At 59.6% G+C, this 15,760-nt stretch carries 15 protein-coding genes; 2 read left to right on the top strand and 13 right to left on the bottom strand.

The genetic code is table 11. The features are described 5' to 3' along the window. The first annotated feature begins 58 nt into the window (after positions 1-58). A complete protein-coding gene (locus AC3EMD_RS21695) occupies positions 59-550 on the top strand; it encodes a YajQ family cyclic di-GMP-binding protein (protein WP_002891465.1) in 492 nt (163 codons plus the stop codon). 42 nt (positions 551-592) lie between these two features. On the opposite strand, the gene AC3EMD_RS21690 is transcribed toward AC3EMD_RS21695, so the two are convergent. The 8 genes from AC3EMD_RS21690 to AC3EMD_RS21655 form a co-directional block, all read right to left on the bottom strand. Then, positions 593-1,957: an MFS transporter gene (locus AC3EMD_RS21690; protein ID WP_012542696.1), complete on the bottom strand. Its 1,365-nt coding sequence runs from the start codon at positions 1,955-1,957 to the stop codon at positions 593-595. Between the two features lie 159 nt (positions 1,958-2,116). Next, entirely contained in the window at positions 2,117-3,295 is a 1,179-nt protein-coding gene (locus AC3EMD_RS21685; protein WP_008805388.1) for a Gfo/Idh/MocA family protein, read from the bottom strand. A gap of 329 nt (positions 3,296-3,624) precedes the next feature. After that, positions 3,625-4,989: an MFS transporter gene (locus AC3EMD_RS21680; RefSeq protein ID WP_012542695.1), complete on the bottom strand. Its 1,365-nt coding sequence runs from the start codon at positions 4,987-4,989 to the stop codon at positions 3,625-3,627. A 10-nt stretch (positions 4,990-4,999) separates the two neighbouring features. Continuing rightward, positions 5,000-5,818: a sugar phosphate isomerase/epimerase family protein gene (locus AC3EMD_RS21675; RefSeq protein WP_070611732.1), complete on the bottom strand. Its 819-nt coding sequence runs from the start codon at positions 5,816-5,818 to the stop codon at positions 5,000-5,002. Between the two features lie 59 nt (positions 5,819-5,877). Beyond that, positions 5,878-7,569 carry an FAD-dependent oxidoreductase gene (locus AC3EMD_RS21670; protein ID WP_302073773.1) on the bottom strand — a complete coding sequence of 564 codons (1,692 nt, stop codon included), beginning with the start codon at positions 7,567-7,569 and terminating at the stop codon, positions 5,878-5,880. A gap of 10 nt (positions 7,570-7,579) precedes the next feature. Next, complete coding sequence (locus AC3EMD_RS21665) at positions 7,580-7,900, bottom strand: NIPSNAP family protein (RefSeq protein ID WP_004204812.1); 321 nt, start codon at positions 7,898-7,900, stop codon at positions 7,580-7,582. Between the two features lie 13 nt (positions 7,901-7,913). Continuing rightward, positions 7,914-9,590, bottom strand: a complete 1,677-nt coding sequence (locus tag AC3EMD_RS21660; protein ID WP_032753753.1) for an FAD-dependent oxidoreductase — start codon at positions 9,588-9,590, stop codon at positions 7,914-7,916. Further along, positions 9,587-10,408, bottom strand: coding sequence for a shikimate dehydrogenase family protein (locus AC3EMD_RS21655; protein ID WP_012542692.1), 822 nt, complete (start codon positions 10,406-10,408; stop codon positions 9,587-9,589). The genes AC3EMD_RS21660 and AC3EMD_RS21655 overlap by 4 nt, the downstream gene beginning before the upstream one ends. Positions 10,409-10,560: 152 nt before the next feature. Between AC3EMD_RS21655 and AC3EMD_RS21650 the strand changes: the two genes are divergently transcribed. After that, positions 10,561-11,319 (top strand): IclR family transcriptional regulator domain-containing protein, encoded by a 759-nt coding sequence (locus AC3EMD_RS21650; RefSeq protein WP_004177256.1) that lies wholly within the window; start codon positions 10,561-10,563, stop codon positions 11,317-11,319. A gap of 36 nt (positions 11,320-11,355) precedes the next feature. Here the strand turns inward: AC3EMD_RS21650 and AC3EMD_RS21645 are convergent, their stop codons facing one another. The 5 genes from AC3EMD_RS21645 to cyoB form a co-directional block, all read right to left on the bottom strand. Next, positions 11,356-11,688, bottom strand: a complete 333-nt coding sequence (locus AC3EMD_RS21645; protein WP_004177255.1) for a hypothetical protein — start codon at positions 11,686-11,688, stop codon at positions 11,356-11,358. A 250-nt stretch (positions 11,689-11,938) separates the two neighbouring features. Further along, positions 11,939-12,826 (bottom strand): heme o synthase, encoded by an 888-nt coding sequence (gene cyoE / locus AC3EMD_RS21640; RefSeq protein ID WP_002891629.1) that lies wholly within the window; start codon positions 12,824-12,826, stop codon positions 11,939-11,941. Between the two features lie 11 nt (positions 12,827-12,837). Continuing rightward, positions 12,838-13,167: a cytochrome o ubiquinol oxidase subunit IV gene (locus AC3EMD_RS21635; protein WP_002891634.1), complete on the bottom strand. Its 330-nt coding sequence runs from the start codon at positions 13,165-13,167 to the stop codon at positions 12,838-12,840. Further along, the gene (locus AC3EMD_RS21630) at positions 13,167-13,778 is read right to left on the bottom strand and encodes a cytochrome o ubiquinol oxidase subunit III (RefSeq protein ID WP_002891635.1); all 612 of its coding nucleotides are present in this window, start codon (positions 13,776-13,778) and stop codon (positions 13,167-13,169) included. The genes AC3EMD_RS21635 and AC3EMD_RS21630 overlap by 1 nt, the downstream gene beginning before the upstream one ends. Further along, on the bottom strand, positions 13,768-15,759 hold the full coding sequence (cyoB, locus tag AC3EMD_RS21625; RefSeq protein ID WP_012542690.1) for a cytochrome o ubiquinol oxidase subunit I: 1,992 nt from the start codon (positions 15,757-15,759) through the stop codon (positions 13,768-13,770). The genes AC3EMD_RS21630 and cyoB overlap by 11 nt, the downstream gene beginning before the upstream one ends. Between the last annotated feature and the right edge of the window lies 1 nt (position 15,760).

Genomic DNA, 15,760 nt, shown 5'->3' with positions numbered 1-15,760 from the left:
GAGTTATGCCGCGTTGCAGGTATTATGCAACGCAAAAGAAACGGAAGGAGAGGAAAAGATGCCATCTTTCGATATTGTCTCTGAAGTTGATCTTCAGGAAGCCCGTAACGCGGTGGACAACGCGAGCCGCGAAGTCGAGTCGCGTTTTGATTTTCGTGGCGTTGAAGCCACTTTTGAATTAAACGACGCCAACAAAACCATTAAGGTGCTGAGTGAGTCTGACTTCCAGGTGAACCAGTTGCTGGATATCCTGCGCGCTAAGCTGCTTAAGCGCGGCATTGAAGGTACCTCCCTCGACGTGCCGGAAGATATCGTGCACAGCGGTAAAACCTGGTTTGTTGAAGCGAAGCTGAAGCAGGGCATTGAAAGCGCGGTGCAGAAGAAGATCGTCAAACTGATCAAAGACAGCAAGCTGAAAGTGCAGGCGCAGATTCAGGGCGAAGAGATCCGCGTGACCGGTAAGTCCCGCGACGATCTGCAGTCGGTGATGGCGCTGGTGCGCGGCGGCGATCTGGGGCAGCCGTTCCAGTTCAAAAACTTCCGCGACTAACGCGGCGGCAGACAGCAAAAAGCGGGGAATTCCCCGCTTTTTTTATACCCCTTTGATGAGCTGCTCGATCTCGAAGCGGTTGGTGACCTTGCTGTCGATTTTGATATACACCGAGCGCTCCTCAGGTACCACCAGCGCCTGATGAACCCCGTTGGCGTTCAGCAGACGCGTCTGTAGCGCGCTGTCGACCACCACGCCATCCGGCACCTCCACCCGCAGGCTGCTGACGTACGGCGGCTCGCTCATGGTACTGGCCACCAGCAGCCACAGCATTGCCAGCAGGGCGCCCAGCAAGAACACGGTTTGCGAATCAAAGAAACCATCGACCCAGCCGCCAAGCGCGCCGCCAATCGCCACGCCGAGGAACTGGCTGGTGGAGTAGACGCCCATTGCGGTGCCTTTATAGCCCGCTGGCGACTCCTTGCTAATTAACGATGGCAGCAGCGCTTCCAGCAGGTTAAACGCCAGGAAGAAGAGCTGGACGCCCGCCACCAGTTCCCAGAAGTAGCCTCCTGCGCCCCAGAGGACAATTTCCGCAATCAGCAGGATGGCGACGCAGAGCAGGAAGACGCGCTTCATTTTGCGCTTCACTTCGGCATAGATGATAAACGGCACCACCGAGATGAACGAGATAACCATGGTGACCAGGTAAATCTTCCAGTGCTCGGCGGCCGGAAAGCCAGCAGCCTCCAGTTGGCCGGGCAGCGCGACAAAGGTCGACATCAGCATGATGTGCAGGCACATGATGCCAAAGTTGAGCTTCAGCAGGCGTGGTTCCACCAGTACTTTGCTAAAGCAGCCCTTCACCATCCCGGATTCGCGGTTGAGCACGTGGTTATGGCTGTTGGGCACCACCCACAGGGTGAGCAGGATGCCGATGGTCGCCAGAATGGCGATCATCCAGAACAGCGCGTGCAGACCCAGCTGGTGGGTGACAATCGGCCCCAGCACCATGGCGATGGCGAAGGTGACGCCAAAGCTGACGCCGATAAAGGCCATCGCTTTGGTGCGGTTCTGTTCGCGAGTGAGATCGGATAGCAAAGCCATGACCGCGGCGGCGATAGCGCCGGAGCCCTGCAGGGCGCGGCCAAGAATGATGCCCCAGATAGAGTCGGTGAGCGCGGCGATGACGCTGCCGAGTACAAAGATGAGCAGGCCGCCGACGATCAGCGGCTTACGGCCAATACGGTCAGATAACAGTCCGAAGGGGATTTGGAAAATCGCCTGCGCCAGGCCGTAGATACCGATCGCCAGGCCAATCAGCGCTTCACTGGCGCCCTGCAACGCCATGCCATACGTGGTCAGAACCGGCAGGACCATAAACATGCCAAGCATGCGCAGGGAGAATACCGTCCCCAAACCCCAGGTCGCGCGCAGTTCCCCTGGCGTCATTTTGTTATCGTTCATTACCACCTCAATATAAAAACTGCGCCTAGTGTAGCGGCGGGGGGTAAGAAGCGTAAATAAATGTTTGTTTAACAGATATTACGGGGCTGTTGCGCGATGAGACAAGTTGGTAAAAATCAATAAACCAGTGGAGGGGGACTCCACTGGCGAGGGGAAAAATTAAGGTAAAGTAAAGTCAACCCACTGGCTGCCAGCGTCAGCCGATTTGACGCACTGTTCGACCCAATAGACGCCGTGCAGCCCGGCTTCAACGTCCGGATACCAGAAGTCTTGCAGGAAAGCGCGATCGTCACGGTCCGTGGCGTCAATCGCCTGCGCATAGCGGCGATAGAGGTTGGCCCAGGCTTCGAATAGCCCTTCCGGATGGCCGCCGCCGATGCGGTCATCCGCCAGCGCGTTCGGCGACAGGTAGGGCATCCCGCGCTCCAGAATGCGCGCCGGCTCGCCCTGCACCTCATAGCTGAGCTGGTTAGGATGCTCATCCCACCATTCGATACTCGCTTTTTCACCGACGATACGCACTTTTTGCGAGTGCATGGCGCCGCTGTTGACCGCGCTGGTCCACATCGAGCCAACCGCGCCGTTGTCATATTCCATCAGGACAAAGGCGTTATCTTCCAGCGGCGCGCGGGAGGGGACAAAGCTCTGGCGGGAGCACATCAGCCGTTTGATATTGAGCTGCGGCGCCATGGTTTCGGCGACAAACAGCGGATGGGTGGCCAGATCGCCCAACACATAGCTGGGCCCGGCAAACTTCGGCGTCACGCGCCAGCGGGTGGATTCAGCCTGCAGCTCGACGGCCTGGTTATGAAAGCCGTGGGCGAACTGCATATTGACGATGCGGATCTCGCCGAGCAGTCCATCGGCAATCATCTGCCGCGCCTGCTGGATCATCTGATAGCCGGCATAGCCGTAGGTGACGCCGACGATTTTGTTCTGTTTTTTGCTCAGGTCCACCAGCTCGCGTGCTTCTTCGGCGCTAAAGCAGAGGGGCTTTTCACAGATGACGTGGAGGCCCGCTTCCAGCGCCGCTTTGGTGATGGCGAAATGGGTATTGTTCGGGGTGGTGACCGAGACGACCTCGATGCCGTCAGGGCGCTGCGCCTCTTCACGAAACAGGGTCTGGTAGTCGGCGTAGCAGCGCTCCGGCGCGATGCCCAGTTGCTCGCCGAACGCGCGTCCGCGCTCGGCATCGACGTCAAGCGCGCCGGCCAGCAGGGTATAAACATTGTCACGCAGCGCCGCACAGCGGTGGCTGTAGCCGATTTGACTGGTTCCCCCGCCGCCGACCATGCCCCAACGCAGGGAGCGGGATAAGGGTTTCAGGCCGTTTAACATGGTGCTCTCCTTTTTGAAATCATTCGCACTCTGAGGCGCTCAATGCCGACGCCTGCGGCAACGCGCATCCGGATAGACTGACCTTAACTTAAGGAAATGTTTGTTCTGTTTCAATTGTGTTGTGGAATTTATTTTCCATATATGCGAGGGGGATCGAATTAGCGAAAGTTTCTTTTGGGCTGCGTTGAAAAGATGAGCGAGGGCTTATCGCCTCCCGGAGCAGAGCAGATTCTTGCGGGTGTTTTTCGTTGCGACCAAATATGAAATAAATTTTCTTTTTAGCCGCTGAGCCGGTGCAATCCGCAGATTGCACCGGGGAGCCGATGCCGCTATGACGCTCCGCGCACAGACGCGGGGGAAGGTGAAGCGGCGGGAGGATTACCGGCCGCAAAGATGCCTTTCGCCGCCAGACCTGCGACGGTGAGGGCTGCCGGGATACCGAGGATCAAAAAGACGCTTTCAAAGGGCAGGTTGAGCGCCATCATCTCGGCACCGGCAAAGGCGCTGAGAATGGCGCCGATGCGCCCGACGCCATGCATCCAGCTGGATCCCGTCGCCCGCGCCTGCGTAGGATAGTAGCGGGCGGAGAGGGCGTTCATACCGGTATTAGCACCGTTCAGACAGGCGCCGCTGATAAACGCCAGCATACAGAGCAAGGCAAAGCTGCCCGCGGCGTAGCCCATCGCCATGGTGAACAGGCCGCCAACGGCGTAGATCATCCCCAGCGCGCGATGAGGGTTGATCCTGTCCATCAGCCAGCCGGCAAACAGCGAGCCGAGGGTGCCGCCCGCCTGGTAGATCGCTGTCATGATGGCCGCCTGGCTAACGGTCATTCCCACCGCTTTAACCAGCGTTGGCAGCCAGCTACCGAGGATATAGACCAGGAACAGCCCCATAAAGTAGACCAGCCATAGCATCAGTGAGCCGAAGCCGTACTGGCGGGAGAGCACAATGCGCATCGCGTTGCCGGCCGCCGGCTGCGCCGGCAGGGTAAACGTCACGTTGTCGCTGATTTGTCCGGGATAGAGACGGTTAAGAATGGCGCGAATGCGTGCGGCGGGCGCTTGTTTGATCACCAGAAAACGAACCGACTCCGGCAGCAGCCAGATAAGCAGCGGGGCAAACAGCAGCGGCAGAATGCCGCCGAGCGCCATCAGCGAGTGCCAGCCAAACTGCGGGATCAGCCACGATGCTGAGAATCCTCCTGCCGCCGCGCCGAAGGTGAAGCCGCAAAAGATGACGGTAATAATAAATGAACGCTGGCGTTCCGGAGCGTACTCCGACACCAGCGTCCCGATGTTTGGCATCGCGGCGCCCAACCCCAGGCCGGTCATAAAGCGGAAAAACATCATCTGTTCAATGTTGTGCGAGAAGGCGGTGGCGATGGTCCAGAAGCCGAAGAAAAAGACGCTATTGATAATGATTTTCTTGCGCCCCAGCCAGTCGGCGAGCGGGCCAGAGAAAATCGCGCCCAGCGCGAGGCCGATCAGCGCGGCGCTGATCACCACGCCTAGCTGGTGGTTGCTTACCCCCCATTCCAGCTTTAGCGTCGGGGCGATAAACCCCATGATCGCGATATCAAAACCATCGAGAGCGATAACGCAAAAACCGAGAAAAATGATCTGCTTTTGAAAGCGGCTCAGCGGGTTACGGTTTATTAACTCTCTGACATCCAGGCGTTGAGTCTGTGTCATAGCGTATTCCTTATGCGCAGGAGCGCAGGTAGGGCTGCGCGGCATTGAACAGTAATTGCGCCCGCTGGAGCGGCGGCAAGGCGCCCTGCTCGCCGTCGAGCGGCACTTCGAGGGAGACCGGCAGCGTTGCCGGCAGGGCCGACATTAGACCGTGCAGATCCAGACCGCCTTCCCCTGGCACGTTGCGCGCCGAGCGGGCCTGGCGGATGAGTTCCTGTTCGCTCTCCGGCCTCTGCGCCGCGCCATCGCAGAGCTGCATATAGTTGAGACGATGCGCGGGCAGGCTGGAGAGGGCGGCGAGCGATTCTCCCGCGCGCCAGAAATGAAGGGCGTCCACCAGGATGCCGATATCCTCCCGCCCGCTGGCGGCGATCATCGCCTGCGCATCGGCGATAGTGCGCAGTTGGGTCCAGGGCATCGGCTCAAGGTTCATGGTCAGCCCATAGGGGCGACCGGCCGCGGCGAGGATAGCCAGGTTGTCGGCGCTGCGCTGAAGGTTGTCGTCATTGCCGGCGACTAACACCTGTCCGGCGCCAAGACGCGCCGCAGTCTCCATAAACCGTTGCAGCCGATCGTCGAGGGTAAACCCGGGGGTCAGGCGGACGATCTCCACGTCTGAGACGCGGATGCCGGTTTCCATCAGCGCAGACAGCGTCGCGCGGACGGCGGGGGTATCGCCCAGCATGTCGTAGTCCGGGTCGGCCGGTGTGGCGGGGAGCAGCCGCAGACCAACGTGGGTAAAACCGGTTCTGGCCGCTATCCGCACCTGTTCGGGGGGAGGGACATCGAGCAGGGTCAGCGCGGCGAGCGATAGGGTACGCATGTTCATAAAGGGCTCCGGTACAGTTGCAGGTGAAGATAGTTATGGGTATTGCCGTCCCTGGTCGTTTATTGCTTTGTTTTTATTGTGTTTTCCGCCAGATTTTTACCCACCAGATAGCCGAAGGTCATGGCGGGTCCGAGGGTTATCCCTCCGCTGGGGTAATAGCCGCGCATCACGCTCGACATGTCGTTGCCGATGGCGAACAGGCCCGGTATCGGCTGCTGCTGTCCATCCAGCACCCGGGCGTGTTCGTCGGTTTGCAGTCCGCTGAAGGTGCCCAGCGAGCCGGGCAGAATGCGCACCGCGTAAAACGGCCCTTCGCGCAGCGGTCCGAGCGTCACCTGATGGTCACCCTGGGCGCGGTTATAGGCTGATGCCCCGCGGTGAAAATCGACGTCTTCGCCAGTGCTGGCGAAGTGGTTAAAGCGTTCAACGGTTTCCGCCAGCGCATTGGCGTCGATGGCGCACTGCGTCGCCAGCTCCCCCAGCGTGTTTCCCCGCTGCAGATAACCGGTACGCAGCCAGGCGGTGGGGGTGAAGGGGAGCGGTCTGGCATGGCCCAGGCCGTAGCGACGCAGCGCGCGACGATCGGCCAGCAGCCAGGCCTGCGGCGTGTCGCCCGCGGGTGTGGCCGCCAGCAGGGCGGCGATAAAGTCATGATAAGAGTCGGCCTCGTTAACAAAGCGTTTGCCGTTGGGCAGGACAGCGATCACCCCGGGCTTGGCGCGTTCCACCAGGTGGGGAAACATCAGCTGCTGACCGCTGGCCAGGGTGACGCGGGACACCGGCGCCCAGGCCAGCGGGTGGCGCAGGCGGGTGTCGAACTGGCCGCCGACGGATTCGCCAAGCCTGATCCCCTCGCCCTGATTGTCCGGCGGTGCGGCGGAAAAATGGCCGTAACCCTCCGCCGCGTGGGGCACCACCTGCGCCAGCCGCTGCCGATCGTGGGGAAAACCGCCGCAGGCCAGCACCACGGCCCCTGCTTCGACGTGAATCTCCCCGCTGTCGCTGCGCAGCACCGCGCCGGACACACCCTGCGGACCCTGCAGCAGCCGGACCACCGGGGCATTGAGCTGAAAGTGCACTCCGGCGTCGAGGGCGGATCGCAGCAGACGGGCGACCAGCGCATTGCCATTGACCAGATGCTGCCCTCGTCCGGCGCGCAGCCGCTGCCAGCCGTGGCGCAGCAGGCGGCGGACGGCATACAGCGCGGAGCGCGGCGAGCGGGTGGCATTGAAAAAATGCGCCATATCCGCGCCGCCGGCGATGCCCATCCCGGCAAGGCTGATGGTCTCCAGCGGCGGACGCAGTCGGTGGAGCCAGTCGCCGAGCTGACGGCCATCGTAGGGCTGAGCGGTGACCGACCGCCCACCGCTCGCCGCGCCCGGCGACGCGTGAAAGTCCGGCATGGCACTGCCTGAGAGAAACTGCACTGCCGTCCTGTGATGAAAAAAATCCACCATCTCCGGCCCGTGGCGCAGGAAGGTCTGCAGGCGAACGTCGGCGGCTTCGCCCCCCATCTCATGCTGCAGATAGGTCAGCGGGGCGTCAGCCGCTTCGTCGATGCCCTCCGCCCGCGCCAGCGGGTTGCGGGGGATCCACAGCCAGCCGCCGGACCAGGCGCTGGTCCCGCCGAGTACTGACGCTTTCTCCGCCACCATGACGCTGGCGCCGTGCATGGCCGCGGTGACCGCGGCAGAGAGTCCCGCCGCGCCGGAGCCGACCACCAGCACATCCACCTTCACAGGCCTGCTCATGATGGACTCCTTACTGCAATGGTGAAAAAGCGGTGGGGCGCATCAGCACCGACTCCAGGCGTTCAACGGCGGCCAGTTCGCGATTTTTCCGCGAAAAGGTCTGCCAGCGTTCGTCCTGCGCCATTCGAGCGCGGCGCACCAGGCGATCGTCCAGGCTTTCATAAGCCCAGATGTGCACCACCTGATTGACCACGCCGATCTCGGTAAAAAAGAAACCGATCAGTTTGCCGAGATGGTCGGTCTGCACCGCCAGGGCATCGCTTTGGTACAGCGCCAGCCAGTCGGCCATTTTCAACGGATTGATGGTGTACGTGCGTTTTTCGTAGATCATGATGTTTTCCTGATTAGTGGGGGGAGTGTTGTGCCAGATGGCAGGCGGCGAGGTAGCCAAACGTCAGCCCCGGGCCGAGGGTGATGCCGGGACCCGGGTAGGTGCCGGCCATCAGCGAATCCATGTCATTTCCCACCGCGTACAGCCCCGCGATGGGTTTTCCTTCCACGTTGACGACCTGTGCATCGGCGGTGGTGACCAGGCCCCGCGACGTTCCCAGATCGCCGGTATAGAGTTTGATGGCATAGAACGGCGCGCTGAGCAGGGGGGCGTTACAGGCGTCAGGCTGATGACCCGGATCGCCCATCGCCCGGTTATAGCTGTTGCCGCCTTTAGCAAATTCCCGATCCACGCCCTGCGCGGCGTCGCGGTTGTAGCGGGCAACCGTCTCGCTCAGCGTTTGGGCATCCAGACCAAGCTGTTGCGCCAGCGTCTCCAGGGTGTCGGCTTTGTACAGATAGCCGGCGGCGATCAGGGCGTCATTATTGACCGGCGCCGGGCGTGCCAGCCCGAGGCCGTAACGCTTCATCGCCTGGGCGTCGCAGAGTAAAAAGCAGGGGGCATTTTCCGCTGCATCCTGCATCGCGCTGGCGAAATGGTGATAGGAGTTAGACTCGTTGACGAAGCGTACCGCCCGCTGATTGACGGCAATCACGCCCGGTTTGGCCCGGTCGGTTACCAGATGGGGGAAGCGCTCCTCGCTGCCGTCGGCCCGGGTCAGCACCGATACTGGCGCCCAGAAAAAGTTGGAGGCCTGATCGGCTCCCTCGCGAGCGTTAAGCGCCGCCGCGAGATGCAGCGCGGCGCCATCGTTGGCCGGCGGCGACATGGTGAAGTGTTCGCGGGTGTGTGGCCGATAGCGCGCCGCCAGCGCGCCCGCGGCAAAGCCGCCTGCGGCCAGCACCACCCCGCGGCGGGCGTGCAGCGTCTCTCTTTGCCCCTGATACTCAATCTCCACCCCGCGGACCGCGCCTTGCGCTTCGCACAGCGCCAGAACATTGACATTCAGCCGCAGGTTCATGCCTTTACGCAGCGCCGTTGTCGCCATGCGGGCTATCAGCGCATTGCCCATCGCCAGGCGGGTGCCGCGAGGGTACTTCACCCGGTCGCGGGCGTAGCGCAGCAGTAGCCGGGTGCAATGGGCCAGGGAGCGTAGCGAGCGCCGCATGTCGAGAAAATGTTGAATGTCGACGCGGTTGACCATCATCCCGCCAAACAGCAACATCCCCGGCGGCGGTGAACGCAGGTCGCGAAACGCGTCCCCCAGTTCACGACCGTCATACTCCACCACCTCCAGCGCACGACCGACGTCGACCGCGCCGGGTTCATCCGGATAGTAATCAGGGGAGAGCGGGCGCAGGCTATATTTCACCGCCCCCTCGCGCTCGAGAAAGGCCAGCGCCTCACGCCCGGCGCTAACAAACGCTTCGGCGAGATCTTCACGGTACTGGCTCTCGCCGATAATGGTCCGCAGGTAGGTTTTCATCGCCTCGGCGCTGCCGCTTTTACCCGCCGCACGCGCCTGATCGGTATCGTGCAGCCACACGGCGCCACCGGAGATAGCCGAGGTGCCGCCGAACTGGCCGGCTTTCTCCAGCATCAGCACCGACAGCCCTTTGCAGCTGGCGGTGACCGCGGCGGCAAAGCCAGCGGCGCCGCTGCCGATGACGATCACATCCCAGCTCTTCATGCTGCCGCTCCCTGCGCCGGCGGGATGGCGCCGATAAACTGGCCCATCAGCGTCATCTGCGCCAGCGCCATTTCCGGCCCGGTCTGCACCCGGCAGCCGCGGGCGGCGGCGAAAGTGAGCAACGGCGTCATCACCGGGGCGGTGACAACATCAGCCACGTGGGTGGCGCTGTCGAGCGTATCCAGCAGCGCCTGCGGCAGGGGCAGCTCATCAAATCCGGCCATGCCGGCCGGCGAGCCATTAACCAATAGATCGACGCCGTGAAGGGTGTCCGGCAGCGCGCTCAGTTGTACCGCCGGGAAGGCCTCAGCCAGAAGGTCATGCAGGCGTTGCCGGGTGGTCGGGTTTTGATCGTGCAGGGCCAGCTGACGGATCCCCGCCTCGCACAGTCCCCAGGCGATGGCGCTGCCGACGCCGCCGCAGCCAGAGAGCAGCGCCTGCTTACCTGCCGGTTGAAAACCCTGCGCCTCGGCGGCGAGCTGAAAGCCGACGCCGTCCAGCATATCGCCCTGCAAACGGCCATCCGCCAATTTGCGGATCACATTGATGGCGTTGAGTCGGCGGGCGCGGGGGGTGAGCTCGTCGACCAGCGCGGCGGCGCGCTGCTTATGCGGCACCGTCACCAGCACGCCGGTCATGTTCTGCCAGCCACGCAGAGCGTTGAGGTAGTCGACTACCGCGTCCGGGGCGATATCCACCGGGATCATGACACTGTCCATGTGCTGTTCAGCAAAGTAGCGGTTGAAGTTATCCGGTGATTTGACCTGGGCGATCGGATGACCAATCACGGCGACAACCTGGGTAGTTCCACTGACCATTTCAAACCTCATTTGTTAAATGAATGTTGTGAAAGTATTTCAGTGGAAGCTGGGAGCGACAACGCAGAATTCGGACATGTCGGTTGTTAATCGCACGATCGCTGCGATAATCGCAGGAAATCGATAATGATGTTGCAAAAATGTGAGCGAATATGCAAAACACCATTCATCCACGCGATCTGATCGTCGGTTTACAAAAAGGGCTGGCGTTAATCCAGCTTTTTTCCAAAACCTGCCCAAAACTCACCGTCGCCCAGGCGGCGAAAATGAGCGGCCTGACGCAAAGCGCCGCGCGGCGTTTTCTGTTGACGCTGCTGCATGAGCGCTATCTGCAAACCGATGGGCGTTATTACTGGCTTACCCCGAAGACGCTGCGGCTTGGTCAGGCCTACGTCGATTCGGCGCAGTTTCCCCGCATGGTGCGGCCAATTGTCGAATACATCGCCAGCCGGACCGAGGAGCACGCCTCGGTAGGGGTGGTGGATGAAGATGAGCTGGTCTATATCGCCCGCAGCCGGCATACGCCGTTTAACTCCACGTCGGTTCGGCTTGGGGAGCGGGTGCCCATCTTCTGTACCGCCGGGGGACGGTTATGGCTGGCTTCGCTGCCGGAAGCTGAGTGCGAGGCGGTTCTGCAGCGTATTACCCGGGAACAACGCACGCCCTATACGGTGACCGACGTCGCGTTGCTGATGGAGAAAATCGCCCAGGTGCGGCGCCAGGGTTATGCCACCATTGAACAGGAGTTTGAGATTGGCATGCTGGTGCTGGCGGTGCCGTTAACTGACAGGGAAGGAACCTGGTGGGGCGCGCTGAGTCTGACCAGCCATCAATCGCGCACATCGCTGGAAGCGTTATGTCACGACCATCTCGATCTGCTCTACAGCGCGCAGGCGATGCTGGTGAGCTAAACAGGGCAGCAGATGCGCTGCCCTCAAAGATGTTGCTTACGCCGACGCGTTGTTCAGGAAGCTGTTCCAGTTGCTGGCGGCGTTATCTACGAAGATGTTCCAGTTTTTGCCAGCGGTGAGGACAAAGTTTCCCCAGTTTTCGCTACCAGTGGTCACAAAGGTTTCCCAGTTTGACTGCCCGGTCAGGAAGGAACCAAACGCCATCGCGCTGTCGCCGACGAAGGAGGCAAACGCGCTGCCGGAGGTGAGAACAAAAGAGGTGAAGCCGACGCCCGAGTTGGCAACAAAGCTGGCGAAGCCGCTGGCCGCGCCGAACAGGTTAAAGCCACCGGAGATGTACTCCATTTCGTTTAGTGTTAACTCTTTCATTGCAATTCCTTGTAGTAATGATTTTCCAAATGGGTGGGTAAACCCGGTGCAAAAGGTAGCACTGCTGTCGTGCACAGCGCGAGTCAGGTCCGCTGTGTATTAGCTCATTTTTTCCTCATTTTTTGGCAGGAGAGCAGCGTAAACGGCCGGAAGAGGGGAGGGGAGTATGAAATGAGAAAGAAAGCGGTGAGGAAGCAGAAAAGAAAAAGCCCCGTAAAAACGGGGCTTTATATCGCACTGGAGTGGGAGATTATCTCACGTAAGCCAGCAGGCTATGTGAATCCGGCACCATAAAGTCAACGGACATCATCACGGACAGCGCGGTGATGGCGACGATGGAAAAGACGAACAGCTTACGCGCCCAGACTTTATCATCGGCCACTTTATAGCCACGCAGCGCCATGCCCAGCCACCAGACGCTGACCGCTGCCGCCACGACCAGGTATTTATACCCGGCGTAGCCGCCCAGCGAGAGCATCAGGGTCGCCACGGCAAAGGCAACGATGTACAGCGTAATATGGTTTTTGGCGACCGAAATGCCTTTCACCACCGGCAGCACCGGAATGTTCGCCGCCTGATAATCCTTAAAGCGGAAAATCGCGATGGCGTAGGAGTGAGGCATCTGCCACAGGCTAAAGATAGCCAGCAGGATCGCCGCACCGCTGTCGAAATCACCGGTGACCGCGCAGTAGCCAATCACCGGCGGCGCGGCGCCGGAGAGTGAGCCAATCAGCGTGCCATAGACGGAGTGGCGTTTCATGTACAGGCTGTAGACGCCGACATAAACCACGAACCCCATCACCCCCAGCCAGCAGGCCAGCGGATTTGCGCCGAACCACAGCAGCATGAAGCCAGCAATACCCAGCAAGGTGGCGTACACCAGCGAAGCTTCTGGCGAGATCAGCCCTTTGACCAGCACCCGGTTTTTCGTCCGTTCCATCTTACGATCGATGTCCCGGTCGATGTAGTTGTTGAATACACAACCCGAGGCGACCACCAGGGATACTCCAAGGAGCGTCCAGACGAACAGCGGATAGTCGATGTGGCCTTTGGAGGCCAACAGGAAACCGCCGATCACGGAGATCAGGTTGCCAAAAATAATGCCTGGTTTCGTTACTTGCAGGTATTGCTTAAACATACTCGCCGCTCTTAGTGCATCATCATGTTGTAGTTCAGGTTCCACATAATCCAGATGGAGCCGACAACCACGATCGCAATGATGATTACGGTGAAGATAAATGCGGTCAGGTTCCAGCCTTCATCGGACTTGCTGTTCATATGCAGGAAGTACACGAGGTGTACCACGATCTGCACCACAGCGGTCACCAGAATGGTGCCAAGGATAACCGCATGCGAGGCGGAGCCACTCATCACCATGGCGAACGGAATGACCGTCAGGATGATGGACAGGATAAATCCTGTCATGTAGCTCTTCACGCTGCCGTGAGAAGCGCCGCTATGATCGGTAGAATGACTCATTACATCGCCCCCATCAGATAGACAACCGAGAACACGCAGATCCACACGACGTCCAGGAAGTGCCAGAACAGGCTCAGGCACAGGATACGCGTGCGGTTAGTGCTGGTCAGGCCACGACGTGAAACCTGGAACATCAGCACCGCCATCCAGATAAGGCCAGAGGTCACGTGCAGACCGTGGGTGCCGACCAGCGCGAAGAACGCCGACAGGAAACCGCTACGATCCGGACCGAAGCCTTCCATGATCAGGTGATGGAATTCATAGATTTCCATCCCGATAAAGCCAGCGCCAAACAACCAGGTCAACGCCAGCCAGGAAACCACCTGGCTCTTGTTGTTTTTGTACATGGCGATAGCCGCCATGCCGTAGGTGATGGAGCTGAACAGCAGCAGTGCGGTTTCAACCAGAACGAACGGCAGTTCGAAAATATCTTTGCCCGTCGGTCCGCCGGCTGTGCCGTTCACCAGAACGGCATAGGTAGCAAACAGCGTAGCGAAGATAATGCAGTCGCTCATCAGGTAGATCCAGAAACCGAATACCTTCATCGGTCCTGTATCATGGTGCCCGTGTTCATGCGCGTGGGCAGTATGCGCAAGAGTATCAGTTGCCATTTTTCAGCCCTGCTTTGTTAATCTCATCGAAATGCTGTTTTTCCAGTTTTTCGACTTCTGCAACCGGTACGTAGTAATCCACGTCCTCGTCAAAGCTCTTAATAATCCAGGTCGCTACGATGCCGATGAAGCTGGCAATCGCCATCCACCAGATATGCCAGATCATGGCGAAACCAAATACCGTAGCGAAGGCGGCAATGACGATGCCGGCGCCGCTGTTTTTCGGCATATGAATTTCTTCATAGTGAGCAGGCTGTTTGTACGCTTCACCTTTCTCTTTCATTTCCCAGAAGGCATCACGCTCGTGAACCTGAGGAACGATAGCGAAGTTATAGAACGGCGGTGGAGAAGAGGTTGCCCACTCCAGCGTACGACCACCCCATGGGTCACCGGTCAGGTCACGGTTCTGATCGCGGTCGCGAATAGACACGTAGAACTGAATCAGCTGGCACAGGATACCGCAGGCGATCAGCGCTGCACCGCAAGCTGCAACAACCAGCATCGGGTGGAACTGCGGATCGATCTGCTGGCTCAGACGACGGGTCATACCCATGAAGCCCAGCACGTACAGCGGCATAAACGCCACGAAGAAGCCGATGATCCAGAACCAGAAAGCGCGTTTGCCCCAGGTTTCGTTCAGGGTGAAGCCAAAGGCTTTCGGCCACCAGTAGGTCAGACCTGCGAAGCAACCGAATACTACGCCGCCGATGATAACGTTATGGAAGTGCGCGATCAGGAACAGGCTGTTATGCAGAACGAAGTCCGCGCCCGGTACCGCCAGCAGCACGCCAGTCATCCCACCGACGGAGAAGGTCACGATAAAGCCGATAGTCCACATCATCGCTGAGTTGAAGACGATGCGACCCTGATACATGGTGAACAGCCAGTTGAAGATCTTAACCCCGGTCGGGATCGCGATAATCATGGTAGTAATACCGAAGAAGGCGTTTACGTTCGCGCCAGCACCCATGGTGAAGAAGTGGTGCAGCCAAACGATGAACGACAGAACGGTAATACAGACGGTTGCCCACACCAGAGAGGTGTAACCGAACAGACGCTTACGCGAGAAGGTCGCGGCGATTTCGGAGAAGACCCCGAACACCGGCAGAACCAGGATGTACACTTCCGGGTGACCCCAGGCCCAAATCAGGTTGATGTACATCATCATGTTGCCACCCATATCGTTGGTAAAGAAATGGGTGCCCAGGTAACGATCCAGGGTCAGCAGCGCGATGGTGACGGTCAGAATTGGGAAAGAGGCGATAATCAGGATGTTAGCGCACAGAGATGCCCAGGAGAATACCGGCATCTTGAACATGGTCATGCCCGGGGCGCGCATCTTGATAATGGTCACGAAGAAGTTAATACCGGTCAGGGTAGTACCGATACCGGAGAGCTGCAGCGCCCAAATCCAGTAATCGACCCCTACGCCAGGACTGTATTCAATTCCCGACAGCGGCGGATAGGCCAGCCAACCGGTCTGCGCGAACTCACCGACGCCCAGAGACAGGTTAACCAGAATCACGCCCACAACGGTGAACCAGAAGCTCAGGTTGTTGAGGAACGGGAAGGCCACGTCGCGCGCGCCGAGCTGAAGCGGAACCACCAGGTTCATCAGACCGATAACGAACGGCATCGCCACGAAGAAGATCATGATAACGCCGTGGGCGGTAAAGATCTGATCGTAGTGATGAGGCGGCAGGAAGCCTGCTTCCCCGGCCGAGGCCAGCACCTGCTGGCTACGCATCATAACGGCATCAGCAAAGCCACGCAGCAGCATGACGATTGCCACGATAACGTACATGATACCGAGACGTTTGTGGTCGACAGAAGTCAGCCACTCGTTCCACAGGTAGGACCACTTACCGAAGTAAGTGATGGCAGCCAGAAGCGCCAGTCCCCCAATGATAATCGCAGCCACCGTAACCACGATAATGGGTTCGTGGTAGGGCACTGCATCCAGTGTAAGTTTTCCGAACATC

The sequence above is a fragment of the Klebsiella sp. PK18 genome (genome assembly GCF_057784655.1).
This window is presented reverse-complemented; position numbering and strand designations above follow the sequence as displayed.